At 68.8% G+C, this 23,638-nt stretch carries 20 protein-coding genes; 10 read left to right on the plus strand and 10 right to left on the minus strand.

Annotated features, from left to right (window positions below; genetic code table 11):
* The first annotated feature begins 103 nt into the window (after positions 1-103).
* Positions 104-1,171, plus strand: a complete 1,068-nt coding sequence (locus tag ACOZ4I_RS03785) for a TrmB family transcriptional regulator sugar-binding domain-containing protein (protein WP_424003185.1) — start codon at positions 104-106, stop codon at positions 1,169-1,171.
* Positions 1,172-1,195: 24 nt separating this feature from the next.
* Here the strand turns inward: ACOZ4I_RS03785 and ACOZ4I_RS03790 are convergent, their stop codons facing one another.
* The 3 genes from ACOZ4I_RS03790 to ACOZ4I_RS03800 form a co-directional block, all read right to left on the minus strand.
* Positions 1,196-2,176, minus strand: coding sequence for an NAD-dependent epimerase/dehydratase family protein (locus ACOZ4I_RS03790; RefSeq protein WP_424003187.1), 981 nt, complete (start codon positions 2,174-2,176; stop codon positions 1,196-1,198).
* A gap of 48 nt (positions 2,177-2,224) precedes the next feature.
* A complete protein-coding gene (gene gltB, locus ACOZ4I_RS03795) occupies positions 2,225-6,781 on the minus strand; it encodes a glutamate synthase large subunit (RefSeq protein ID WP_424003189.1) in 4,557 nt (1,518 codons plus the stop codon).
* 152 nt (positions 6,782-6,933) lie between these two features.
* The gene (locus ACOZ4I_RS03800; RefSeq protein ID WP_424003191.1) at positions 6,934-7,347 is read right to left on the minus strand and encodes a CBS domain-containing protein; all 414 of its coding nucleotides are present in this window, start codon (positions 7,345-7,347) and stop codon (positions 6,934-6,936) included.
* Positions 7,348-7,708: 361 nt separating this feature from the next.
* Between ACOZ4I_RS03800 and ACOZ4I_RS03805 the strand changes: the two genes are divergently transcribed.
* Complete coding sequence (locus tag ACOZ4I_RS03805; protein ID WP_424003193.1) at positions 7,709-8,665, plus strand: patatin-like phospholipase family protein; 957 nt, start codon at positions 7,709-7,711, stop codon at positions 8,663-8,665.
* Between the two features lie 68 nt (positions 8,666-8,733).
* Positions 8,734-8,871, plus strand: coding sequence for a hypothetical protein (locus ACOZ4I_RS03810; RefSeq protein ID WP_424003195.1), 138 nt, complete (start codon positions 8,734-8,736; stop codon positions 8,869-8,871).
* A 76-nt stretch (positions 8,872-8,947) separates the two neighbouring features.
* On the opposite strand, the gene proS is transcribed toward ACOZ4I_RS03810, so the two are convergent.
* The gene (proS, locus tag ACOZ4I_RS03815; RefSeq protein WP_424003197.1) at positions 8,948-10,402 is read right to left on the minus strand and encodes a proline--tRNA ligase; all 1,455 of its coding nucleotides are present in this window, start codon (positions 10,400-10,402) and stop codon (positions 8,948-8,950) included.
* Positions 10,403-10,661: 259 nt separating this feature from the next.
* Positions 10,662-11,384, minus strand: coding sequence for a hypothetical protein (locus tag ACOZ4I_RS03820; protein ID WP_424003199.1), 723 nt, complete (start codon positions 11,382-11,384; stop codon positions 10,662-10,664).
* A 79-nt stretch (positions 11,385-11,463) separates the two neighbouring features.
* Here ACOZ4I_RS03820 and ACOZ4I_RS03825 point away from each other — a divergent pair, with 79 nt between their 5' ends.
* From ACOZ4I_RS03825 to ACOZ4I_RS03840, 4 genes are all read left to right on the plus strand, one after another.
* Positions 11,464-11,802 (plus strand): DUF7471 family protein, encoded by a 339-nt coding sequence (locus ACOZ4I_RS03825; protein ID WP_424003201.1) that lies wholly within the window; start codon positions 11,464-11,466, stop codon positions 11,800-11,802.
* Positions 11,799-12,299, plus strand: a complete 501-nt coding sequence (locus ACOZ4I_RS03830; protein ID WP_424003203.1) for a winged helix-turn-helix transcriptional regulator — start codon at positions 11,799-11,801, stop codon at positions 12,297-12,299. Before ACOZ4I_RS03825 ends, ACOZ4I_RS03830 begins: the two co-directional genes overlap by 4 nt.
* An 88-nt stretch (positions 12,300-12,387) precedes the next feature.
* Positions 12,388-13,656 carry a DUF7405 family protein gene (locus ACOZ4I_RS03835; RefSeq protein ID WP_424003205.1) on the plus strand — a complete coding sequence of 423 codons (1,269 nt, stop codon included), beginning with the start codon at positions 12,388-12,390 and terminating at the stop codon, positions 13,654-13,656.
* Positions 13,657-13,738: 82 nt separating this feature from the next.
* Entirely contained in the window at positions 13,739-14,788 is a 1,050-nt protein-coding gene (locus ACOZ4I_RS03840; RefSeq protein WP_424003207.1) for a DUF7350 domain-containing protein, read from the plus strand.
* A 23-nt stretch (positions 14,789-14,811) separates the two neighbouring features.
* Here the strand turns inward: ACOZ4I_RS03840 and ACOZ4I_RS03845 are convergent, their stop codons facing one another.
* Together ACOZ4I_RS03845 and ACOZ4I_RS03850 are read right to left on the minus strand one after the other, a co-directional pair.
* Positions 14,812-15,294 carry a hypothetical protein gene (locus tag ACOZ4I_RS03845; protein ID WP_424003209.1) on the minus strand — a complete coding sequence of 161 codons (483 nt, stop codon included), beginning with the start codon at positions 15,292-15,294 and terminating at the stop codon, positions 14,812-14,814.
* Between the two features lie 6 nt (positions 15,295-15,300).
* Entirely contained in the window at positions 15,301-18,054 is a 2,754-nt protein-coding gene (locus tag ACOZ4I_RS03850; protein WP_424003211.1) for a cation-translocating P-type ATPase, read from the minus strand.
* A gap of 193 nt (positions 18,055-18,247) precedes the next feature.
* Between ACOZ4I_RS03850 and ACOZ4I_RS03855 the strand changes: the two genes are divergently transcribed.
* The 3 genes from ACOZ4I_RS03855 to ACOZ4I_RS03865 all read left to right on the plus strand — a co-directional run bounded on the left by ACOZ4I_RS03855 (position 18,248) and on the right by ACOZ4I_RS03865 (position 20,881).
* The gene (locus tag ACOZ4I_RS03855) at positions 18,248-18,487 is read left to right on the plus strand and encodes a DUF7123 family protein (RefSeq protein WP_424003213.1); all 240 of its coding nucleotides are present in this window, start codon (positions 18,248-18,250) and stop codon (positions 18,485-18,487) included.
* A gap of 240 nt (positions 18,488-18,727) precedes the next feature.
* A complete protein-coding gene (locus ACOZ4I_RS03860; RefSeq protein ID WP_424003215.1) occupies positions 18,728-20,650 on the plus strand; it encodes a beta-CASP ribonuclease aCPSF1 in 1,923 nt (640 codons plus the stop codon).
* 75 nt (positions 20,651-20,725) lie between these two features.
* A complete protein-coding gene (locus tag ACOZ4I_RS03865) occupies positions 20,726-20,881 on the plus strand; it encodes a hypothetical protein (RefSeq protein WP_174242918.1) in 156 nt (51 codons plus the stop codon).
* A 10-nt stretch (positions 20,882-20,891) separates the two neighbouring features.
* Here ACOZ4I_RS03865 and ACOZ4I_RS03870 read toward each other — a convergent pair whose 3' ends face one another.
* From ACOZ4I_RS03870 to ACOZ4I_RS03880, 3 genes are all read right to left on the minus strand, one after another.
* Complete coding sequence (locus ACOZ4I_RS03870) at positions 20,892-21,446, minus strand: hypothetical protein (RefSeq protein WP_424003217.1); 555 nt, start codon at positions 21,444-21,446, stop codon at positions 20,892-20,894.
* Complete coding sequence (locus ACOZ4I_RS03875; protein WP_424003219.1) at positions 21,443-22,768, minus strand: divalent metal cation transporter; 1,326 nt, start codon at positions 22,766-22,768, stop codon at positions 21,443-21,445. Before ACOZ4I_RS03875 ends, ACOZ4I_RS03870 begins: the two co-directional genes overlap by 4 nt.
* A gap of 124 nt (positions 22,769-22,892) precedes the next feature.
* Positions 22,893-23,615 carry a hypothetical protein gene (locus ACOZ4I_RS03880; RefSeq protein WP_424003221.1) on the minus strand — a complete coding sequence of 241 codons (723 nt, stop codon included), beginning with the start codon at positions 23,613-23,615 and terminating at the stop codon, positions 22,893-22,895.
* Between the last annotated feature and the right edge of the window lie 23 nt (positions 23,616-23,638).

Genomic DNA, 23,638 nt, shown 5'->3' on the forward strand with positions numbered 1-23,638 from the left:
GGCCGGTCGCCGCTCGCTCTGACGAACTATTATAAACTCTGGGTGACACTACCTGTGGTAGCATGGCCGGCGGCGACCTGGACCGCCGGTCAGCTGACCACTCATGTCCGACACGACACAGCAGCCCGCGGAACCCGTTCGCGACGCCCTCACGCAGTACGGACTCTCCGAGAAAGAAGCCGAGACGTACCTCGCGGTGGTCGAGCGGGGGCCGGCGACGGCGAGCACCGTCGCGCGCGCCGCCGGCGTCTCCAAGAGCTACGTCTACGACATCTGCGACGGCCTGGCCGCCGACGGGTTCGTCACCGTCGACGACCACCGGACGCCGACGGTCATTCGCGCGGCCCCGCCCTCCGAGGCCTTCGGTGAACTGAAACGGGAACTCGACACGCTCGAAACCGCCGTCGAGGCCCGGTACAACGCCGGCGAGGACGGCGGCGACACCTTCGAGGTCGTCAAGTCCCGGCCGACCATCGTCAAGCGCCTGGAGCGCCACATCGACGCCGCCGAGAGCGAGGTCGTTCTCCAGCTTCCCGCCGGTCGAGTGCCGGACATCCGCGACAGCCTCCGGCGCGCGCGCCGCCGGGGCGTCCTCGTCTTGCTGTCGCTCTCGGATTACGACCCCGAGTCCGCGCCGGCCCTCGACGGCATCGCGAACGCCGTCCGTATCGGGCTCGACGCCGCGCCCTCGATGCTCGCGACGGACCAGCGCCGGGGACTCGTCTCGCCGGCGTCGACGCTCGGCTGGGACCACGACGAGTCGCGGGCCATCACCTTCACGCAGGAGGCGGTCGCGTCCGTCCTCGTCGGTTCCTACCTGGGCAACTACTGGCCAATGGGTGATGAGGTCCTGGTCTCGCGCCCGCCGAACTTACCGGTCAGCTACGACATGTTCCGCCACGTCGTGCTCACGTCGACGCTCCTGGGGCGGGCCGGCGAGCGGTTCGTCGCCGAACTCTACGCCCGGCCGACGGGGTCGGACCGCTCGTTCGAGATGCTGACCGGCGAGGTGGTCTCGGTCCGACAGAACCTCGTCGAACCGGGCAACAGCGACTTCGGCTTCGAGAACTCGCTCGTCGTCGACACCGGCCAGCGGCGCGTCTCCGTCGGCGGGTACGGGGCGTTCCTCGAAGACTACGAGGTCAAGCACACCACGCTTCGGTCTCCGTGAGTCGGGGCTGTCGCCGGCCGCCGATCATTCCGTGACGCGCTCGATGACCGCAGTCTCGGTGTCCCGGTCCGGGCCGTACTTCCGCCCGGTCCGATCGTTCTCACGATGCTCGGTGACGGTCCGCTGGAGCCCGACCCGGTGAGGCGTCGAGGTCCACCCCAGCGACCGGAGCTTCTCGACGCTGAGGACGTGGGGCGTGGCGCGATACATCGGGAAGTCCTGTGGCTCCAGTCCCTCGCGAGCGAGGTCGCGCGCCGTCGCGCCGATCTGCTCGACGCCCGTCTCGCAGGTCTCGGCGAGCAGGTCAACCCACTGGGTGAGCATCGGCGCGTGCTCGTCGCCGACGTTGTACGCCTCGCCCGCCTCGCCGCCCTCGGCGACGATGCGGAGTGCGGCCGCAACGTCCTCGACGTAGGCCATCTGCCAGAGGCTGAGGCCGTCGCTGGGGACGACGATCCGGTCTTGCACGGCGACACGGTCCACCCAGTAGGCGAAGCGCTCGGTGTAGTCGTGGGGACCGTAGACAACGGTGGGACGGACGCTCATCGCGCGGACGCCGTCCTCGGCAGCGGCGAACACCTCCCGGTCGCCCTCGGCCTTGCGGGGGCCGTAGGTCGCCGCGCTGTCCGTGGTGGCCTGCTCCTCGTCGCACGACTCCAGCGCGGTCTCATCTTCGCGCTTTGGCACCCGCTCTTCGCCGTAGGCCGCGCCGCTGGAGACGTAGACGTAGGCGTCCGCGTCGGCGAACACGTCCGTCGCCGTCGCCACGTCGTCGGGGAAGTACGCGACGCAGTCGACGACGGCGTCGGGGTCGATCTGCTCGCGGGCAGTTTCGAGGGCGTCTCGGTCGCGCCGGTCGCCGGTCACGCGCTCGACCCCGTCGCCGAAGGGGTCGTCGTGGCGGCCGCGGTTCAACATCGCCACGTCGTAGCCGGCCTCGCGGAACTCGGTGACGGTGTGTCGTCCAATGAATCGTGTACCCCCGATGACGAGGACGCTGTCCATACCGGTGGCTGGAGCGGCAGCGTGAAAAAACGGGTCGCCGGTTGGGCGTCAGTCGTCGACGGAGGCCACGAAGTCGGCCTCGGCCGCGTCGGCGCTCGGTGCGGCCTTCGCCGGCGGTTCGTTGCGCACGTCGTCGCGCTCGCGGTCGGCGATGACCTCGGCGTAGGCGTCGGGCATCACCTTCGTGAAGTTCTCCAGTTCGGCGTCCCAGTCGTCTAAGAGTTCCGCCGCGCGGTCGGAGTCGGTGTAGGCGGCGTGGTTCTCGACGAGGCGGGTGATCATCTGGCGGTCCTTGCCCTCCAGCGAGTCGTCGAGCGACACCATGCCGGTGTTGCACTTCGTCGCGAACTCGCCGTCGGGGTCGTAGACGTAGGCGACGCCGCCGGACATCCCGGCCGCGAAGTTCTTGCCGGTCTCGCCCAGCACGACGATGGCGCCGCCGGTCATGTACTCACAGCCGTGGTCGCCGACGCCCTCGACGACGCCCTTGACGCCGGAGTTACGGACGGCGAAGCGCTCGCCGGCCATCCCGTTGACGTAGGCTTCGCCCTGGGTCGCGCCGTACAGCGCGACGTTGCCGATGACGATGTTCTCGGTCGGGTCGAAGGGGGCGTTATCGGGCGTGTTCAGGATCAGCTTCCCGCCCGACAGCCCCTTGCCGACGTAGTCGTTGGCCGTCCCGGTCAGTTCCATCGTCACGCCCTCCGCGAGGAACGCGCCGAAGGACTGGCCGGCCGTGCCGTCGAAGTCGACGCGGATGGTGTCGTCGGCGAGGCCGTCGCCGCCGTGCGTGCGGGAGACGCGGTTCGAGAGCGTCGCCCCGACCGCCCGGTCGACGTTGTCGATGTCGGCGTCGATGGCGACCGGCTCGCCCTCGTGGATGGCGTCCTCGGCGGCGTCGATGAGGTCCCAGTCGAGTTGTTCGTCGACCTCGTGGGTCTGCTCGCGCTGCTTGTAGCGGCCGTCGTTGTCGGCCGGCTCGGCGATGACCGAGGAGAGGTCGAGCTTCTGGGCCTTGGGCTGGCTCACGTCGTCGCGCTGTTTCAGGACGCTCGGGCGGCCGATCATCTCGTCGATGGTCTCGAAGCCGAGTTCGGCCATGATCTCACGGAGCTCCTGGGCCACGAACGTCATGTAGTTGATGACGTGCTGTGGCTCGCCCGGGAAGCGCTCGCGGAGGTTCTCGTTCTGGGTGGCGATGCCGACCGGGCAGGTGTTCTCGTGGCACTGGCGGGCCATCACGCAGCCGGAGGTGACCATCGAGGCGGTCCCGAAGGTGTACCCCTCCGCGCCGAGGAGCGCGGCGACGGCCACGTCGCGGCCGGTCTTCATGCCGCCGTCGGTCGTCACTTTGATGCGCGAGCGCAGGCCGGTGGCCCGGAGCATCTGGTTGGCCTCCGAGACGCCGAGCTCCCAGGGGAGGCCGGCGTTCTTGATGGAGGTCTTCGGCGACGCGCCGGTCCCGCCGTCGTGGCCCGAGATGTGGACCACGTCGGCGTTGGCCTTGGCGACGCCGGCCGCGATGGTCCCGATACCGTCCTCGGCGACCAGCTTGACGTTGATGTCGGCCTCCGGGTTCGAGGCCTTGAGGTCGTGGATGAGCTGCTTTAAGTCCTCGATGGAGTAGATGTCGTGCAGCGGCGGCGGCGAGATGAGGCCGACGCCCGGCGTCGCGTACCGGACGTGCGCGATCATCTCGTTGACCTTCTTGCCGGGCAGGTGACCGCCCTCGCCGGGCTTGGAGCCCTGGGCCATCTTGATCTGGAGTTCGTCGGCCGAGGAGAGGTACTCCGAGGTGACGCCGAAGCGCCCCGACGCGACCTGCTTGGTCGTACACTCCTTTTCCGTGCCGAAGCGCTCGGGCGGTTCGCCGCCCTCGCCGGTGTTGGCGTTCGCGCCGAGGCGGTTCATCGCGATGGCGTTGTTCTCGTGCATCTCGGGCGACAGCGACCCGAGCGACATCGCGGCCGTCTCGAAGCGCTCGACGATCTCTTCGACCGACTCGACGTCTTCGATGGGGATGGACTCGCGATCGGAGTCGAACTCGAGCAGGCCCCGGAGCGTCTGGAGCTGCTCGTTCTGGTCGTTGATGAGTTCGGCGAACTCCTTGTAGGTCTCGTAGTCGCCCATGCGGACGGCCTGCTGGATCTTGCCGACCGTGTTGGGATTCCACTGGTGGTGGATGCCGTTCGAGCGGAACTCGAACTCGCCCTGGCGCTCCATCTCCGGCTCGTCCTCCTCGTTCCAGGCCACGTCGTGGCGCTGGTGGAGGTCCTCCTCGATTTCGTCGATGCCGATACCCTCGGTGCGGCAGGTCGTGCCCTCGAAGTACTCGGCGATGAAGTCCGAGGAGAGGCCGACGGCCTCGAAGATCTGAGCGCCCTGGTAAGACTCCACGGTGGAGATGCCCATCTTCGCCATCGTCTTCAGCAGTCCGTCCTCGACGGCGGTGATGTAGGCGTCGATGGCCTCCCCGAGGTCCGCGCCGTCGGGCCCGGCCACGAGGTCCTCGATGGTCTGGTAGGCGAGGTAGGGGTTGACCGCGCCCGCGCCGTAGCCGACCAGCGTCGCGAAGTGGTGGACGGCCCGCGGGTCGCCGGACTCGACGACGAGCCCGACGTGGTTGCGCAGGCCGTTGCGGACGAGGTGGTGGTGGACGCCGCCGACTGCGAGCAGCGACGGGATGGGGACCCGGTCGCCGCCGGCCGCGCGGTCGGAGAGCACGATGATGTCGTGTTCCTTCGCCGCGGCGTCGGCCTCGGCGCGCACGTCCTCGACGGCCGATTCGAGGTCGCCGCCCTTCTCGTAGGTGATGTCGACGACCTTCGTGGACATGCCGTTCGCGTCGAGGTCCTTGATCGCCGTCGTCTCCTCGTCGGTCAGGATCGGCGAGTCGAGGACGAGCTGGCGCGCGTGGTCCTGGGACTCGTCGAGCAGGTTCCGCTGGAAGCCCAGCCGCGATTCGAGCGAGGTGACCAGTTCCTCGCGGATGTAGTCGAGCGGCGGGTTCGTCACCTGCGCGAACAGCTGCTTGAAGTAGGTGAACAGCGGCCGGTTGAACTGCGAGAGCACCGACAGCGGCGTGTCGTCGCCCATGGAGCCGACCGGGTCCTTGCCCTTCTCGGCCATCGGCTCGATGAGGTGGTCGACCTCGTCGTAGGTGTAGCCGTACATCGCCTGCTGGCTCCGAAGCGCCGACGTGCCTTCGCGGGGCATGTTGTCCTCGCGGTCGGCCACGTCGTCGATGTCGACCTGCTCCTGTGCGACCCACTCGCCGTACTTCTCGTCGGCGATGTCTTCGAACACTTCCGCGTCGGGGATGACGCGCCCTTCCTCGGGGTCGGCGAGGAAGCACTGACCCGGCTGGAGGCGGCCGCGCTCGCGAATCTCGCTGGCGTCGTGGTCGAGCGCGCCGGCCTCCGAGGACATCACGAGCGTGTTGTTTTCGAGCACGTCGTAGCGACACGGGCGCAGGCCGTTGCGGTCGAGGACCGCACCGATCCGCTCGCCGTCGGTCGCGGCGACGAGCGCCGGCCCGTCCCACGGCTCGACGAGCGAGGCGTGATAGTCGTAGAAGTCGCGTCGGTCGCCGGTCACGTCGTTCATCTCGCCGCGCCACGCCTCGGGGATGAGCATCCGGAGCGCGTGCGGGAGGTCGCGACCGCCCTGAAGCAGGAGTTCGAGCGCGTTGTCGACGCTCGCGGTGTCGGACTGCTCGGGGTCGTCGATGATCGGTTTGATCTTCTCTAAGTCGCCCTCGAACTCGTCGCTGTCGATGTCCGTCTCGCGGGCGCGCATCCAGTTGATGTTGCCCTGGATCGTGTTGAACTCGCCGTTGTGGATGATCCGGCGGTACGGGTGCGCGAGGTGCCACGCCCCGAGCGTGTTCGTCGAGAAGCGGGCGTGGACCATCGCGAACGTCGACTGCATGCGCTCGTCACTCAGGTCGGGATAGTAGTCTTCGAGCTGCTCGGCCTTGAGGAGGCCCTTGTAGACGACCACGTCGGTCGCGAGCGAGACGACGTAGAAGCGCTCGTGGCCCGCCGGCGTCTCCTCCTCGACGGTGTTCTCGAGGACGCGACGGCCGACGTACAGCTGGTTCTCGAACGCCTGCCCCGTCTTGCCCTCGGCAGAGGTGACGAAGAACTGGACGATGTCCGGTTCGGATTCCAGCGCCGTCGAACCGAGGTCGCTGTTGTCCGTGGGGACGTCGCGCCACTCCAGCACGTCGAGGCCCTCGCCTGCGAGTTCCGTCTCCACGAGGTCTTTCAGCCCGGCGGCGACCTCGTCGTCCTTCGGGAGAAAGAGCGTCCCGACGGCGTACTCGCCGGCGGGCGGGAGATCGGTGTCGAGTTCGTCGTCGAAGAATTCGTGGGGAATCTGCAGCATGATCCCCGCGCCGTCGCCCGTGTTCTGCTCGGCTCCCGTCGTCCCTCGGTGTTCGAGGTTGTCGAGGAGTTCGAGTCCGTCCGATACGACCCAGTGGTCGCTGTCGCCGTCGAGGTCCATGACGACCCCGACGCCGCAGTTCGACCGCTCGTCGGTGGGGTCTACGAGCCCGGCCTCGCCCGCAGACATCCCTGTGTCTGTCTGTCGCTCAACCATGTGTCCGGGGACTAGGCGTGCCCCTATAAGAGGGTACTCCTAATGGTATTAGTGTTGTTTAACCCCACTTTAAGCCATATATATTCCTAACGATTATTTAGTGCAGTTCGGGGTTTATCAGTGTCGTCCCGCCCGCTAGCGGTTCGAAGTCGTCAGGCGAGCGGGGGCGGTGACCCGACCTCGATCCCCGAGACGTACGCCGTGAGGTCGGTGGTCGTCACCATGCCGACGAGGCCCTCCGTGTCGTCGACGACTGGAAGGTGGTGGACGCCGTGTTCGAGCATCAGGTCCGCCGCCTCGACGATCGAATCGTTGGCCGTCACCGTGACGGGATCACTCGACATGTGCGTCGCGACGGCGACGTCCGCGGTCGCCCCGTCACGGGCCGCGATCTGCACGAAGTCAGTCGACGTCAGTATCCCCTCGAGATCGCCGTCGTCGTCGACGACCGCGACCGAACTGATGTCCTCCTGTATCATCTGGCGCGCCGCTTCGTTCGCGTCAGTCTTCGCGTCGACGCTCGACACCGGTGCGGACATGAGTCGTCCGACAAACACGTCGTCCATGCCACTTGTTATCACATCTCTCCATATAACCATGCCGGTTCCGGAGATACCGAACGCACCCATATTAGGTCATAATACTCAAATTTATTATGTACTTTCCCGGACGTCCGTCTCTCCCTCGTCGTGAGCCCCGCCGAAGGCCTCCCCGGGGCCGAACCGGGCGGCCTGAAATACCCGTTCCCACGACGGTATTTGTTCGCCGGTTGCCGTTTGTATGACTGCAGTCTGACGCCGATTTATATAGGTAGGGGCATGACTGGTCATCGGGGGCACGGAGAAAACGTCACACGCTCCCCGACCCCATCCTTCCTTCCCACGGACGGTAGCTATCTATACGAGCCGCGCGTATCTGAATTAAACCATGAGTGATACGGGCCGACGGGTCGCCATCGCCTGTCAGGGCGGCGGGAGTCACACCGCGTTCACCGCCGGCGCGCTGCAGCGACTGCTCCCCGCCGTCGACGCCGACTACGACCTCGTCGGTCTGAGCGGGACCTCCGGCGGCGCGCTCTGTGCGGTCACCGCGTGGTACGGCCTGCTCAGCGACGGACCTGACCGCGCGGCCGACCTGCTGGAGGAAGTCTGGTGCGACGTGGCCGCGACGACTCCCGGCGAGTTCCTGCTCAACGAGTCGCTCGTCTGGCGCTCACGCCTGCGACAGCTCATGTTCCCGCTCCCGGACGTCTCGCCGTACGCGGTGCCGGGCAACGTGGGTCACGACTGGTACCTGGACCTGCTCGACCGCCACATCGAGTTCGACGACTTCGCCGCGCTCGCGGACGATGCCCCGCCGCACGTGACTATCGGCGCGGTCGACCTCAACAGCGGCGAGTTCGAGACCTTCACCGACGACGCCGTTACCCCCGAGACCGTGCTTGCCTCGGCCGCGCATCCGTTGCTGTACGAGGCCGTCGAGATGAACGACCACTGGCACTGGGACGGCCTGTACTCGCAGAATCCGCCGGTCAAAGAGTTCCTGACCAGCGAGCGGCCAAAGCCCGACGAACTCTGGGTCGTCCAGATCGAGCCACAGACCTACGACGGCGTCCCGACCTCGCTAGGGGATATCGCCGGCCGCCGGCAGGAACTGTCCGGGAACATCTCGCTGAACCAGGAGCTCGACTTCATCGAAAAAGTCAACGAGTGGGTGAACGCGGGCTATCTCCCCGACGACTACAAGCACGTCGAGGTTCGCCACCTGCGACTCACCAGGGACGCCACCCCGTCGTCGAAACTGGACCGGGACCCGCGGTTCATCGAGGACCTGCTGGAACGAGGCGAGCGCGAGGCCGCCGACTTTCTGGACCGGGTTGCCTGACCGGCTCCGACCGCTGACGGCGTCCCACGGAGAAGAACTATGCTCCCGCGCGGTCCATCACCGGCAAGATGCAGCCGAGTGTCCTCCTCCAGTCTGCCGGCGCCGGTTCGGGGAGTGTCGTCGAACTACTCGTCGCGCTCGCGGCGGTGTTCGGGATTCCAGTCGCGATTCTCCTCGCGGGGCGACTGTTCGAGGCGGTTTTCTGACCACTCGCGAGACTCGCGCACCACTCGTCGCAAACCGTCGGCGAAAACTGCGGTCCCTCGCTCCGCTCGGGCCCGTTCAGTAGCTCTTGGCGAAGTACGCCGTCTCCTCCGCGTCCTCGCCACAGATAGCGCAGTCGTCGTGGATCGGCTCCTCGTCGCGGTCAAGCGGGACCATCACGATCTCGGCGGCGATGGCCTCCTTGATCGGCTCCTCGCAGTCCTCGTCGCCGCACCAGCCGCACTTGACGTAGCCGCCGTGCTGGCCGATGGTGCCGAGGATTTCCTCGCGGGACTCGGCCTCGCGGATCTCGCCCTCCAGCGTCTCCTCGGCGTCGGCGTAGAGCTTCGCGTGGACGGTGTCGAGGTGCTCCTCGACGGTCTCGGCGATGCCCTCGCGGTCGACGGTCGCGTTCTCCCCGTCGGGGCGGTGGACGAGGGTGGCCTCGCCGTCCTCGACCTCGTGGGGACCGATCTCGACGCGGAGCGGGACGCCGTGCAGTTCGTGTTCGTTGTACTTGAAGCCGGGATTGCGGTGCTCGCGGTCGTCAAGTTCGACGCGGACGCCGGCCTCGTCGACTTCGGCGGCGAGGTCCGCGGCGTACTCCACGACCTCGTCCTTGTTGTCCTCCTGCCAGATGGGGACGACGACGACCTGGTCGGGCGCGAGCGCGGGCGGGAGCACGAGGCCCTGGTCGTCGGAGTGGGTCATGATGAGCGCGCCCATCGCGCGCCAGGACAGCCCCCACGACGTGGTGTGCGCCAGCGTGTCCTCCTCGTCGGCGTCGGCGTAGGTGATGTCGAACGCCTCCGCGAAGGAGGTCCCGAGGTAGTGGGAGGTCGCGGCCTGGACGGTCTTCCCGTCGGGCATCAGCGTCTCGATGGTCGTCGTCGTGTGCGCGCCGGGGAACTTGTCGTGTGGCGGCTTGCGCCCCTTCAGCGGCGGCATCGCCATGACCTCCTCGTAGAGGCGGGCGTACTGGTCCAGCCGCGTCATCGTCTCCTCCCACGCGTCGTCCTCGTCGGCGTGGGCGGTGTGGCCCTCCTGCCAGAGGAACTCCTTCGTGCGGAAGAAGGGCTTGGTCTCGGTGGCCTCCCACCGGACGACCGAGCACCACTGGTTCAGTTGCATCGGGAGGTCGCGGTGCGAGCGGATCCAGTCGGCCATGAAGGGCGCGATGATGGACTCGCTGGTGGGGCGGACCGCCAACCGCTCTTCGAGTTCCTCGTGGCCGCCCTTGGTCACCCACGCGACTTCCGGGTCGAATCCCTCGACGACGTCTTTCTCCTTCTCCAGGTAGCTCTCGGGGATGAAGAGTGGGAAGTAGGCGTTCTGGACGCCGGTGTCCTTGAACCAGCCATCGAGGTTGTTCTGGATCCGCTCCCAGATGGCGTAGCCGCGCGGTCGCGTGACGATGAATCCGCCCATCGGGGCGTAGTCCGCGAGGCCGGCCTTCTGGACGACCTCGGCGTACCACTCGCCGGGTGAATGCTCCTTGCTCTCGGTAATGCCGAGTTCCTGCTCGCCGCTCATTAGGTGAGTCGTGGCCCACGGCGCTAATAAACTCCCCGAAGGGTGGTCGCGGCGACCCGCGACCCCGTGTCTCGGACGCCTCGCTGGCACGCAAGTACCGCCGCCCACCGGCGACGTTCCCGACCGTGTTGAACGATCGGTCGCGGTCGGTGTATGACGATGTGTACTATTGCATACGACCGACGGTTCGGCACAGACGGACCCTGTCCGGCAGTCTCCCGTCGATCACCGTACGTTGACGGCGGACAGAGACGGCGGCTCAGGCACCGATAGTGGTCAGCGAGGCGACGGAGTCCGCGATGCGCCGCTCCATCCCGGTCCCGACGAAGTTCGGTGCGGGGTCGGCGTCGACCGCGTAGTGCCCGTCGTGGCCGGCGACGAAGTCCACGCCGAGCGCTCGCGCGTCGAAGCGGTCCAGCAGTTCGCGGACGCGGGCCGCGAGCGTCACTTCGACTGTCTCCTCGACGACGACTTCCTTCGGCCCGGTGAGTTTCGAGCGGACCCGGAGCGCGCGGAGGTGAGTCTCGCGCCCGTCGTCGACTGCGTAGTACTTGTATTCGACCGGCTCTGACCGGATGCGTTCCTGATAGAAGTCACCCTCGGCCCCCATCGTTGGCACGCCGTCCCAGCTGTAGCGCGTCCTGGCGACGTACTCGCAGTCGGGCTGCTCGAACCAGACCTTCGGGACCCGACAGCCCACGTGCTCCAGGCCGTGCAGCGCGATCAGCCGGCAGGAGAGCGCCGTCGTCGCGAGGAAGCCGTTCCACGTCTCGACGCCGGTCCGGTCGGCGTAGTGGAGCGCGCGGAAGGACTCGGGACGGATTTTCTCGTTGACGAGCGCCGTCAGGTCGTCGATGTCGGCTTCGGGTACCGGGTCACCGGGGCGGAAGAACCGAACGTCGAACCCCCTGGCGGAGAGGCGCTCCGCGACGTCGCTGAACACCGGATGGCCCGGCTCGCAGATGAAGCCGATGCGGTCCATACCCGCCACATCTCAGCGGTCCGATAAAAAAGTCGTGCCGGACCGAACGACTGAGGCGCGTCGACGCCGTAGCCCGCCCATGATCTGGCCCGCCCACGTCGGGGGACACCTCGGCGAGTTCCACGCCGACATCGCCGCCGTCCTCCTCGTCTCGACGCTGGCCGGGGCGGCGCTCTGTGGCCTCGGCGTGGTCGCGTACCGCCGTCGCCGCTCGCGCTCGTACCTGCTGGTGGTCGTCGCGCTGGCCGCGTTGCTCGCTCGGCCGCTCGTCGCCCTCGGCTCGACCGCGGCGATGGTCTCGGCCGAGACGCACCACCTGCTCGAACACTCGCTCGACGCCGTCTTCGTCGTGCTTGTCCTCACAGCGGTGTACCACGCCCGCTCGGTCGAGCGACGGCTGGACGAGGAGGAACGATGAGCGAGACCAGAGCCCGCATCCGCGAGCACATCGACGCCAATCCCGGCGTCCACTTCCGTGAACTGACCCGCGCGCTAGATCTGGCGACGGGGCAGGTGCAGTACCACCTCGACCGCCTGGACGGCGTCCGCCGCGAGTCGGTCAGCGGCCGCACGCACTACTACGACGCGTCGTACGACCCCTGGGAGCGGCGGGCCATCGCCTTCCTCCGCCGGGAGACCGCACGGGACGTGCTGGTCGCGCTGCTCGACCGCGGGACGGCCCAGCCAGCCGAAATCGCGGACCGCCTCGACATCGCCCGGAGCACGCTCGAACACCATCTCGACGGCCTCGTCGACAGCGGCGTCGTCGCGAAGCGCCGCGACGGCGGCGCGGTGACGCTGTCGCTCCGCCGACCGACCGCGACGGCCGTCCTCCTCCGCCGGGTCGATCCCTCGGTCACTGACCGTCTGTCCGACCGCTTCGAGCGGCTGCTGGACAGTTTGCTGGAGGGGTAGCCCAGCCCACCGTCGAACGTCGCACCGAGCGGGCTTTTCGACCGCTGTACCACAACCGCATAAGAGGGGATAGTTCCTAGAGCGGGTGATGACTGGACGCGGGATTTCCCGACGCGAGTTCGCCAAGAGCGCCGTCGCCATCGGCGGGACGGCGGCGCTGGCCGCCTGTCTCGACCGCGGGTCGGGTTCGGTCCCCGAGGGGACCGACGACCCGTCGGCGCTCCCGGAACGCCAGCACGCCTGGAACGACGCGCTGGCGACCGACGACGCGGGCAACCCCCGGATGCCGCGCCACCACGTCCTCCTGTTGCTCGACTACGCCGGCGAGGGAACGCCGACCGACGCCCACCGCGAGGGGGTCGAGACGGCGCTCCGGGACCTCGAACGGGCCTACGAGTGGAGCACCGAGGGCCTCCTGTTCACGCTCGGCTACGGACCGGCGTACTTCGAGCGCTTCGGGTCGGGCCCGGCCGGCGTCGACCTCCCCGACCCGGAGGCGCTGGCCCCCTTCGAGGACCCGGCCTTCGACACGCCGGACGCCCTGCTCCACCTCGCGAGCGACGACGAGCGGGTCGTCCTCGAAGCGGAGGAGGCGCTGAAGGGGACCCGAGAGACGGCAAACGACCACGAGATGACTACATCCTTCGAGGGTATTTTCGACGAAGCGGACCGACGGACCGGGTTCATCGGCGCTGGGCTGCCGGCCGGCAATCAGGACGTGGATGGCATCCCCGATTCCGAGCCGGTCCCCGAGGAGGCCCCGCTGTTCATGGGCTTCAAGTCCGGGTTCAAGGGGAACCAGGCCACCGAGGACCGCGTGACTGTCGCCTCGGGACCCTTCGCCGACGGGACGACCCAGCACCTCTCGAAGATCCGCCTGCAACTCCAGCAGTGGTACGAGCAGGACTCCCGGGACCAGCGCGTCTCGAAGATGTTCTGCCCGGCCCACGCCGCCGAGGACCGCGTCGAGGGCGTCGGCGAGAACCTCGGCACGGACAGCGGGATGGACGAGTGCCCCGATGATGCGGTCGAGAGCGGCCGGCGCAACGGCGTCGTCGGGCACTCACAGAAACTGGTCTCGGCACGTGAGGACGACTCGCCGCGCATCCTCCGGCGGGACTTCGACTCGACCGACGATGGGGTGGCGGGCCTGCACTTCCTCTCGCTACAGGCCGCTATCGACGACTTCGTCGCGACGCGTGAGGCGATGAACGGGACCGACGTGGCCGAGAACTCCGCCGTGGGCCAGCGGGTCAACAACGGTATCCTCCAGTACATGTCGGTCGAGCGCCGCGGGAACTACCTCGTCCCGCCGCGCTCCCTGCGGGCGTTGCCGCCGGCGTCGCCGGGCCAGTAGTCTCGACTTCGCGCCGACGACCGCCGGTGTTTTCGCCCGCCGTACCAGAATCGTCTTTCACCCGAGGCGGTAAGGGACGGCCATGAACCGCCGACGATTCCTCGCCGGGGCCGGCCTCGCCGGCGCGACGGCCCTGGCCGGGTGTGGGTCGCTGAGTACGCAGTCGACGCGGGCACCGCCGCTGGTTGAGGACCGCCCGGACGCCACCTACCGCCCGACGCACGTCGAGGGGATGGGCATGGCCGGGATGGCCCAGGCCGGCGACTACATGGTCGGACTGACCTACTCGTTTCCCCACCGCTTCTGGACGGTCACGGGGACGACCGCCGAGAAGGTCGACATCCGGAGCGAGGACAGCGTCCACCTGATGGCGACCGTCTGGGACCCCGAAACCGAGATGGTCCTGCCCGTCTCCGCCGGCCTCTCGATCACGGTCACGCGCGACGGCGAGTCGGTCGCCGACAAGCCACCGTGGCCGATGGTCTCACAGAACATGGGGTTTCACTACGGCGACAACTACGCGCTCGACGGCGACGGCGTCTACCAGCTCTCGGTCCGCGTCAACGGGATGAGCGAGCGGCGGCTGGGCGCGTTCTCGGGTCGCTTCGGCGAGGCCGGTGAGGCGACTGTCGACTTCGACTTCCGCCAGAGCACGCTGGAGCAACTCTCCTTCGAGGAGTTCCCCGAGTCACAGGGCGAGCGGGGGGCCGTCGACCTGATGACCATGGACATGATTCCGACCTCGCAGGCCCCGGAGGTGTCGGCGCTCCCCGGCTCCGTCCTCGGGACGGACAAGGGCGGCGACGCCGTCTACGTCGCGTCGTGGCTCCGGGACGCCGCGTTCCTCGACGACGGCCAGTCCTACCTCGCCGTCTCGGTGCGGACGCCGTACAACCGCGTCCCGCTCCCAATGTTGTCCCTCGACGGGCGCGTCGAGGCCGACGGCGCGACGGTCTTCGAAGATGCCCTGACGGCGGCGGTCCACCCCGACATCGGGCACCACTACGGCGCGGTGGTCGAGACGGACGCGGCGGAGCCGTCCGTCGGCGTGGACGTTGTCGCCCCGCCGCATGTGTCGCGCCACGAGGGCTACGAGACGGCGTTCTTAGGGACGCCGTCGTTCTCGTTCTGAGGGCGGGTCGCTCGCTGGCCCACTCACTCCACCGCGAACGGGCTCTCTCCGTCCTGCCAGGGCCACCCGGGGACGCGGGTCTGGACGCCGGCGGCCAGCGCCGCGTCGAGGTCGTCCGCGCCCGCCGTGTCGCCATCCTCGCCGTGGGTCCGCACGTCCGCGACGTGGAACGTCGCCTCCGCGAGCAGGCGCAGGGGCTGGTCGCCGGCGATCATCGCCGCCAGCTCTCGGCCCAGTAGCTCGTCGACGACGAAGCCGGGGTAGTCGCCGTCCACGTCCAGGTCACGGAGGAGGCCGACGAGCGCGGCGACGTTGACCGCGCGGTCGCCGTCCGCGAACACCTCGTCGACGGCCGCCCGGTACTCGGCGTCGTCCAGCCTGTCCACGTCGACGCCGAACAGGTCGCCGAGGTGCGCCCGCGTGTCGTTGACGAGCGGGACGACGACGTCGGCCCGGTCGCACACCCACTCGTACTCCTCGCGGACGGTCGCCTGGGTCACGCGCATACGCCGTCACTCGCGCTCCTGGCGCATACTCCTTGTGCCGTATCGGTAGCGCCAGGACAGCTTGTGGAGCTCCATCGCGACCAGCAGCGTGAGCGCCAGGCCGGCGACGACCGCCCACGTCGAACGGTCGACGGGCACCGTCCCTAAGACGGCCTGCGCGGGCGGGAAGTACATCGCCAGCACGTGGAGCAGGAAGGCCGAGGCCGCGCCGACGAGCAGGACGGGACTGCGCAGCGGCGAGAGCCGGAACACCGACCGGACCTCCGAGCGCGCGTTCCCGATGTGGACGTTCTCGAAGAGGACCATCAACAGCAACAGCGAGTTCCGGGCCGCGGCCTCCGAGAGGCCCTGGCCGAGCCACAAGGTGAACGCGCCGAAGCCGACGAGGCCCATCACGAGCGCGCCGACCACCGTCCGCTCGATCATCAACCGATTGAAGATGCGCTCGTCCGGGTCCCGCGGCGGCCGCTCCAGAACGTCCTCCTCGGCCGGCTCGAAACCGAGGGCCACGTCCTGGATCCCGTTGGTGACGAGGTTCAGCCAGAGCAGTTGCGCGGGCAGCAGCGGTAGCGGCGTCCCGGCCGCGAGGCTCAGCATGACGAGGACGAGTTCCGCCGCGCCCGTCGAGACGAGCAGGTAGATGACCTTCCGGACGTTGTCGAAGGCGACCCGCCCCTGCTCGATGCCGGCGACGATGGTGGCGAAGTTGTCGTCGCTCAGGACCAGTTCGGCGGTGTCCCGGGCCACGTCCGTCCCGGCGCGTCCCATGGCGATGCCGACGTTCGCCACCCGGAGCGCGGAGGCGTCGTTGACGCCGTCGCCGGTGACTGCGACGAAGTGGCCGACCGACTGGGCCGCCTGCACGATGCGGAGCTTCTGGTCGGGCGTGACGCGTGCGAAGACGCGCACGTCGTCCAGCCGCTCGCGGAGCGCGTCGTCGTTCATCTCCGCCAGTTCGGCCCCAGTCAGCACCTCTTCGATGTCGGTCGCCATCCCGAGCTGTCTGGCGATCGAGAGGGCCGTCTGCGGGTGGTCGCCGGTCACCATCGACACCTCGATGCCCGCCGCTCGCGCCGCGGCGATGGCCTCGGCCACGCCGCTTCGGAGGGGGTCCACCATCCCGACGAATCCGAGCAGGTCGAGGCCCGCGGGCGTCGGCGGCTCCGACCCGTCCAGTTCGCTCGGCGGCGTCTCGACGGTCCCCCCGGCGACGGCGAGCACGCGGTAGCCGTCGGTCGCGTAGGCGGTAGCCCGCTCGCGAAGCTGATCGCGGCGCTCGGCGGTGAGGTCACACATCTCGAAGACGCGTTCGGGCCCGCCCTTGACGAAGACGCGGGTCTCGGCGCCGTCGCGATGGTAGCTCGCGGCGAAGCGTCGGTCCGCCTCGAACGGGATGGCGGCCACCTGCGGCAACCGCTCGGTGAGCGGGTCGCGCTCGACGCCCAGCTTGTGGGCCGCCGAGAGGATGGCCACGTCCGTCGGGTCGCCGGACCAGGACCAGTCGCCCGGCTCGGTCGAGCGCTCGGTCACGTCCCCCTCGCCGGTGTAGGTCAGGTCTCCCTCGTTGCACAGCGCACCGGCCCGCGCGAGGGCCCGCAGTTCCGCCTGCGTCTCGGCGTCCGGCGGGTGGCCCTCCTGCAGGACGCGGCCGTCCGGCGCGTAGCCCTCGCCGGTCACCTCCAGTTCCCTGCCGTCGGGGAGCCAGACCCGCGTGACCGTCAGTTCGTTCTCGGTCAGCGTCCCGGTCTTGTCAGTCGCGATGAGCGTGCAACTGCCCAGCCCCTCGACGGCGACGAGCTTGCGGACGATGACGCCGATGCGAGCCATCCGCCGGGTGGCGATGCCGAGCGCGACCGTCATCGCGACCGGCAGTCCCTCCGGGATGGCCGAGACGGACAGCGCGACTGCGAACAGGAACATCTCGGCGAGGGGATAGCCCTGGACGAAGACGCCGAGCGCCGCCGCGACGACGGCGGCGACGAGGACCACGGCCCCGACGACGCGGGTGAACCGCTCCATGCGGACGACCAGCGGCGGCTTCCCGCCGCTGCGTTCGGTCACGTCCGCGGCCAGTTCACCGACGGCGGTCTCCGCTCCGGTGGCGACCACGATGCCGCTGGCCCGACCCCGCGCGACCGAGGTCCCGGCGTAGGTCATGTTCCGCCGGTCGCCCAGCGTGGCGTCGCGGTCACCCGTCCAGTCGGGGTCCTTCTCGACGGGCTCGGACTCGCCGGTCAGCGCCGACTCGTCGACTGTCAGTCCGGTCGCCGAGAGCAGGCGCACGTCCGCGGGCACCCGGTCGCCCGACTCCAGTTCGACGCGGTCGCCAACGACGAGCGACGCGGCGTCCACGTCCCGCAGTTCGCCGTCCCGCCGGACCGTTGCCTGGGTCCGGAGGAGTCGCTGGAGCGATTCGGCGCTGCGCTCGGCCTGCCACTCCTGGACGGTCCCGATGACCGCGTTGAGGAGCAACACGACGCCGATGAACGCGGCGTCGGTCGGGTGGCCGATGGCGACCGAGACGACGGCGGCCGCGAGCAGGATGTAGATGAGCGGATTGCGGAACTGGCGGGCGAAGACGGCCCAGACCGGGGGCGCGCCGCGCTGTGGGAGCGCGTTCGGTCCGTCCCGTTCGAGTCGGCGTTCGGCTTCCGCCGTCGAGAGGCCCCCGCGGTCGGTCTCGACGGCGTCGAGGACTCCGTCGGCGTCACTCGCGTGCCAGGCGACGGTCGGTGTGGTGTCGGACGGGGACGGCGGCACGAACGCCGGGTTCTCAGCCGGAAATGGTAAATCTTCGCACAGGTCGGTGGGTCGCCACCCTGCTTCTGGCCGCTCACCGCGACAAGCGGGGGTCGCGTCGTCCGCTCCAGAGCGCAAATCTGTGCCCAATTCGTGACCAATTCGGCCCGAATCTCGGCAATGACTGATGGGGGCCCGCGACCCTGCGACGGACATGCCACCGGCCGAATCACGGACCGAGGAGTGGAAGCGGCTCGAACGCTACCTGCTGCGGGAACTCGACGGCGGCTGTCGGTATTTCAAGAGCCGGTACGTCGCCGCGGACGTCGGCCGTTCGCCCAGCGAGGTCGGCGCGATGTTCCGACAGCTCAGACAGCGGTCCGCAGCGCTCGCCGTCGAGAAGTGGGGGTACACCAACGGGACGACGTGGCGCGTCGAGCGCGAGTCGGCGTGACGCGGACCGCGTCGCTGCCGCCCGCTCGTGACGCCGCCGTCGTAGTGCGAAGGCTTTTATAATCCGAAGGGAATACTCAGGATTAGAGGTCGGTTTTCCGGACACGCCTCCTCGTCCGGACACTCACATCGCACCGATAACTGTATGACTTTATTAGAGCGCGTTCGTCCCGTCGGTTCCGGGTTGGCCCGCGACGGCCGCGGACTACCGAGCCACCGGGACGCCCACCACTGCTGAGCAATGAGTACTGTAGACAAGCAACTCGAAGACGTGAAGGCAACGATAGACGACGAAGTGCCGAGGCACATCTCAGTCTCGGACGTCACCTACGAGGGGCCGGAACTCGTCATCTACACCCGCGACCCCAAGGAGTTCGCCGCCGACGGTGACCTCGTGCGTCGCCTCGCATCGAAACTTCGCAAGCGAATCACCGTCCGCCCGGACCCGGACGTGCTGACGCCGCCGACGCGGGCCGAACAGGACATTCGTGACCTCATTCCCGAGGAAGCCGGGGTCACGGACCTCGACTTCTACGAGGACACCGGCGAGGTCGTGATCCAGGCCCAGAAGCCTGGCGTCGTCATCGGCCGCCACGGCGCGACCCTCCGCGACATCACCCGTGAGGTCGGCTGGACGCCCGAAGTCGTCCGCACACCGCCCATCGAGTCCTCGACCGTCGACAACGTCCGGAACTTCCTCAAACAGGAGCGCGAGGACCGCCGCGACATCCTCGAACGCGTCGGTCGGCAGATCCACCGCGACCCGATGTCCAACGACGAGTACGTCCGGATCACGACGCTCGGGTGCTGTCGGGAGGTCGGCCGCGCCGCGTTCATCCTCTCGACCCCGGACACGCGCATCCTCGTCGACTGCGGCGCCAAGCCCGGCGCGGAGAGCGAGACGCCGTACCTCCAGATCCCCGAGGCGTTCGGGGCCGGCGCGAACGGCATCGACGCCGTCGTGCTCACCCACGCCCACCTCGACCACTCGGCGCTCGTCCCGCTGCTGTACGAGTACGGCTACGACGGCCCGATCTACTGCACGGAGCCAACGCGGGACCTGATGGGCCTGCTGACGCTCGACTACCTCGACGTGGCCGCCAAGGAGGGACGCAACCCGCCCTACGGCTCGGAGATGGTCCGCGAGGCGATCAAGCACACCATCCCGCTGGAGTACGGCGACGTGACAGACATCGCGCCGGACATCAAACTGACGCTGCACAACGCCGGCCACATCCTCGGGTCGTCGATCTGTCACTTCCACGTCGGCGACGGCCTGTACAACGTCGCGTTCTCCGGCGACATCCACTACGACGACACCCGCCTGTTCGACGGCGCGGTCAACGACTTCCCGCGGGTCGAGACGCTCGTCCTCGAATCCACCTACGGTGGGAAAAACGACTACCAGACCGACCAGGACGACTCCGAGCGAAAGCTCAAGCAGATCGTCCAGAACGCGTACGACCGCGACGGCAAGGTCCTCATTCCGGCGTTCGCGGTCGGCCGCTCGCAGGAACTCATGCTCGTCCTCGAAGAAGCGATGCGGGAGGGCGACATCCCCGAGATGCCCATCTACCTCGACGGGATGATCTGGGAGGCGACGGCCATCCACACCACCTACCCCGAGTACCTCCGCGATAGCCTCCGCGACCGCATCTTCGACGCGGACGACAACCCCTTCCTCGCCGACCAGTTCCAGCATATCGACGGCGGCGACGACGAGCGCGAGGCCGTGGCCGACGGCGACTCCTGTATCGTCCTCTCGACCTCCGGGATGGTCACCGGCGGCCCCATCATGTCCTGGCTCGAACACCTCGCTCCCGACCCGGACTCGACGATTACCTTCGTGGGCTATCAGGCGAGCGGGACCCTCGGCCGTCGCATCCAGCGCGGCCGGAACGAGATCCCGATCGGCGGCAACGGCAACGGCCGGAGCGACTCCGTCACGCTCGACATGAACGTCGAGACGGTCGACGGCTTCTCCGGCCACGCCGACCGGCAGGGCCTCGAAAACTTCGTCCGCACGATGAACCCTCGCCCCGAGAAGATCCTCTGCGTCCACGGCGACGAGTCGGCCACCCAGGACCTCTCGTCGAGCCTGTACCACGACATGAACCTGCGGACGTTCGCGCCCCAGAACCTGGAGACGTTCCGCTTCCGCTGACCGCGGCGCTTCGCCGTCTCCGCACCGTCCCGCACCGGACGAACCTCTTTACCACAGGCGGGCGAACCCTCGACTATGGACTTCGTGAAGTACATGGACGAAGTCGAACCGGTCGGGATGGTCCTCGTCGGCCTCGTGCTGTTTCTCATCCCGGAGCCAGCCACGTCCACGCTCGGCATCGGCCTGATGTTCCTTGGCGGCGCGTGGTGGTTCTACGAGTGGAACCGGTAGCCGAGGTCGCTCAGGACAGTTCGACGGTCCGGTCGGCCCACGCCCGGACGCGGACGAGCGCGTCTCGCTCGGCGCGGGACACCGGGTTGTCGACGCCCAGTTCGTCGCTGTCGAAGGCGTTGCAGACGCAACACGCCGCCGTGTCGCAGTAGTCAAGCAGGTCGTCGGGCGACTCGCGGCCGTGCTGGAACGGGATGGTCACGTCGTTGACGAACACCGCCCGTGGCGCGCCCGGGACGGCGTCGAGCAGCGTGCGCGCCCGCCGCCAGTTCTCCCGAGCCAGCGCCTGTGCCTGCTCGGGCGTGTCGCTCTCGGCCCGCGGCGCGCGGGCGTCCATCCGGCCGACCCACACCTCGTTCGGAATCTCGGTGAAGCGGTCGAGGTGGCCGCCCAGCACCGTGCCGTCGCGTTCGAATTCGGGGGCGAAGTCCAGGACGACGACGCCATCGGTCCCCTCGCGGTCGAGCCACGCGTCGAGCGCCGCGGCCGTCAGCCGGGTCTTCCCGACGTTCGAGGGGCCGGTCAGCAGCGTCGACCCCGACAGCGGGAACCCGAGTTCGCTCACGCGACCAGTTCCTCCCGGAGGAACTTCCCGCCGAGGCCGAGCGTCGCCAGCCCGAGCGCGACGGCGAACGCGAGAACGAACCCCGAGAGCGGACCGATGCCGCCGCCGACCTGCTCGACGACGAAGTTCCCCGCCAGCCCGCCGGAGACGACGACCAGCGCCAGGCCGCCGAGGTTCGCCAGCCGGGAGTTCGCTTCCGGCACCGCGTCGGAGTTCAGCAGGTAGAGGACGAGCGCGATGGCGAACGGCGTCCCGACGGTTCCGAGCGCGAGGACGAGGACGAGCTGGCCGAGGACGGAACCGCCGATGAACGCACCGGGGGCCGACAGCAGCGCGGCGGCCACGAGCAGGGCGCGGTAGCGGCCGTCCTCGATGGTGGTCCCCCAGCCGAGCTTGTCGGCCAGCAGGAACGGCGGGACGATGGTGTTGCCGCCCAGCGTCGACACCGCCGCGCCCCAGAGTCCGAGCAGGAAGAGCCACTGCGCGCTGTCGCCGACCAGCGGGCCGAGCGCCTGTGCCGCCCCGACGGTCGAGAGGTCGGCCGACGTGAGGACGCTCGCCGTCACGAGGAAGATGGCGAGGCTGTAGACGCCGAAGGCGACCAGCATCGACGCGCCGACGTCGACCGTGGCGAGGCCGTAGTCGTCGCGGTCCCAGCCCCGCGCCCGCATCGTGTAGGAGTGCATCGTGATGAGCGTGATGTGGACCGCGCCGCCGAGGATGCCCGCCGCGACCAGGGCGCTCCCGCTCGGGACGGACGGCACCAGCCCCCTCGCCGCCGCCCCGGCGTCGATTGGGACGACGAACAGGCTCGCGACGAACGCGAGGACGACGAGCAGGACGAGCACCTTCGCGGCCAGTTCGAGGAAGCGGTAGCCGCCGCCGGCCAGTCCCGCGGCGAGGACCAGCGCCCACGCGACGCCCCAGACCCGCGCGTCGATGCCCGTCACCGTCGCCGACACCGTGGCGACGGTCTTCATGATGACTAGCTGGGCGACGCCGGCGGCGAGCACCGCGTCGCCGACGAGCAGCCACGCCCACGTCTCCCCGAGGTGCTCTTCGACGACGGCGACGATGCCGCGCTCCGTCAGCAGGCCGAGGCGCATCGCGAGGTACTGCGCCAGCGCGCCCGCCCCCGCGGAGAGCACGACCACCCACAGGAGCGTGTAGCCGTACGCGCCGCCGGCGGTGACGAGGCTGGCGATGGTCGCGGGCCCGGCGGCGATGGCCCCGGCGATCCACGAGGGGCCCATCCGGTCGACGTACGCGGCGACGGTCCCGACACCGTCGGCGGACTCACTGACTGTCTCTGTCTGACTCATTGCTCCGGCGTGGGTGATGCCCTCTCAAAACTCTGCCGACTTATCTCCGAGTGATATTCTGGAGTGATTCACCCGCAGTCTGGCGATCTGCCGTCCAAACAGTCGTGTCGTTGACAGCCACTCCTCAGAGTTCGACGGTCGCGAGGTCGGACTCCAGTTCCCCGACGTGTTCGTTGTAGGCGTCGACGAAGCCCCGAAAGCGCGGGGCGTACTCGCGGATGTCGTCGGCCGACGGGGGCTCGTACTGCGAGAGCAGGTACAGGCCGCCGGTCCCGCCCACGCGGAGGTACGACGCGCCGTCGGCGTCCCACTTCAGTTCCCAGCGCGTGCCGTCGACCCGGCTGGTGAAGGTGCCGTAGTCCCCGCCCTCGTAGCGGTGGAGTTCGCGAGCGATACGGTCACAGACCTCGCGGATTCGGCCGAGGACGCGGTCGCGTTCGGCCACGACGCCGTCGGTCGACGCAACCTCGGGGAACTCCGTCGACACGTCGTCGAGGACCCCGTCGAGCGACGAGACGTAGTCGTTGAAGCCGGCGACGAACGCGTCGTAGTCGGCGAGCGCGTCGGCGAGGGCCTCCGGTTCCGGCGGCTGTTTCGTCGAGACCACGTACGTCTCGGTCCCGCGGCCGGGGGCGAAACGGAGGTACTCCAGGTCGCCGCCCTCGTACTTCACCGTCCACTCGGCGCGGTCGGTCTCGACGGTCGCCTGCCCGTAGTCGCCGCCCTTGAGGCGCGCGAGCTGGTAGGCGATCCGTCCGGCGTGGTCCCGAACCGCCGCGAGGAGGTCGTCGCGCTGCTCGGCGACCGCGCTCGCGTCGGCCGGGTCGACTGGTGGCCAGGATGTCACAGCGAAATGCAGTGGCGGCAGGG

Origin of the sequence: Haloarcula salina (assembly GCF_049603855.1) — an archaeon.
In the GTDB taxonomy this organism is placed as follows: domain Archaea; phylum Halobacteriota; class Halobacteria; order Halobacteriales; family Haloarculaceae; genus Haloarcula; species Haloarcula salina_A.

Excerpts from the sequence above, each read along its gene's own strand:
- ACOZ4I_RS03785 (WP_424003185.1), top strand. The coding sequence starts at position 104 with ATGTCCGACACGACACAGCAGCCCGCGGAACCCGTTCGCGACGCCCTC.
- ACOZ4I_RS03790 (WP_424003187.1), bottom strand. The coding sequence starts at position 2,176 with ATGGACAGCGTCCTCGTCATCGGGGGTACACGATTCATTGGACGACAC.
- gltB (WP_424003189.1), bottom strand. The coding sequence starts at position 6,781 with ATGGTTGAGCGACAGACAGACACAGGGATGTCTGCGGGCGAGGCCGGG.
- ACOZ4I_RS03800 (WP_424003191.1), bottom strand. The coding sequence starts at position 7,347 with ATGGACGACGTGTTTGTCGGACGACTCATGTCCGCACCGGTGTCGAGC.
- ACOZ4I_RS03805 (WP_424003193.1), top strand. The coding sequence starts at position 7,709 with ATGAGTGATACGGGCCGACGGGTCGCCATCGCCTGTCAGGGCGGCGGG.
- ACOZ4I_RS03810 (WP_424003195.1), top strand. The coding sequence starts at position 8,734 with ATGCAGCCGAGTGTCCTCCTCCAGTCTGCCGGCGCCGGTTCGGGGAGT.
- proS (WP_424003197.1), bottom strand. The coding sequence starts at position 10,402 with ATGAGCGGCGAGCAGGAACTCGGCATTACCGAGAGCAAGGAGCATTCA.
- ACOZ4I_RS03820 (WP_424003199.1), bottom strand. The coding sequence starts at position 11,384 with ATGGACCGCATCGGCTTCATCTGCGAGCCGGGCCATCCGGTGTTCAGC.
- ACOZ4I_RS03825 (WP_424003201.1), top strand. The coding sequence starts at position 11,464 with ATGATCTGGCCCGCCCACGTCGGGGGACACCTCGGCGAGTTCCACGCC.
- ACOZ4I_RS03830 (WP_424003203.1), top strand. The coding sequence starts at position 11,799 with ATGAGCGAGACCAGAGCCCGCATCCGCGAGCACATCGACGCCAATCCC.
- ACOZ4I_RS03835 (WP_424003205.1), top strand. The coding sequence starts at position 12,388 with ATGACTGGACGCGGGATTTCCCGACGCGAGTTCGCCAAGAGCGCCGTC.
- ACOZ4I_RS03840 (WP_424003207.1), top strand. The coding sequence starts at position 13,739 with ATGAACCGCCGACGATTCCTCGCCGGGGCCGGCCTCGCCGGCGCGACG.
- ACOZ4I_RS03845 (WP_424003209.1), bottom strand. The coding sequence starts at position 15,294 with ATGCGCGTGACCCAGGCGACCGTCCGCGAGGAGTACGAGTGGGTGTGC.
- ACOZ4I_RS03855 (WP_424003213.1), top strand. The coding sequence starts at position 18,248 with ATGCCACCGGCCGAATCACGGACCGAGGAGTGGAAGCGGCTCGAACGC.
- ACOZ4I_RS03860 (WP_424003215.1), top strand. The coding sequence starts at position 18,728 with ATGAGTACTGTAGACAAGCAACTCGAAGACGTGAAGGCAACGATAGAC.
- ACOZ4I_RS03865 (WP_174242918.1), top strand. The coding sequence starts at position 20,726 with ATGGACTTCGTGAAGTACATGGACGAAGTCGAACCGGTCGGGATGGTC.
- ACOZ4I_RS03875 (WP_424003219.1), bottom strand. The coding sequence starts at position 22,768 with ATGAGTCAGACAGAGACAGTCAGTGAGTCCGCCGACGGTGTCGGGACC.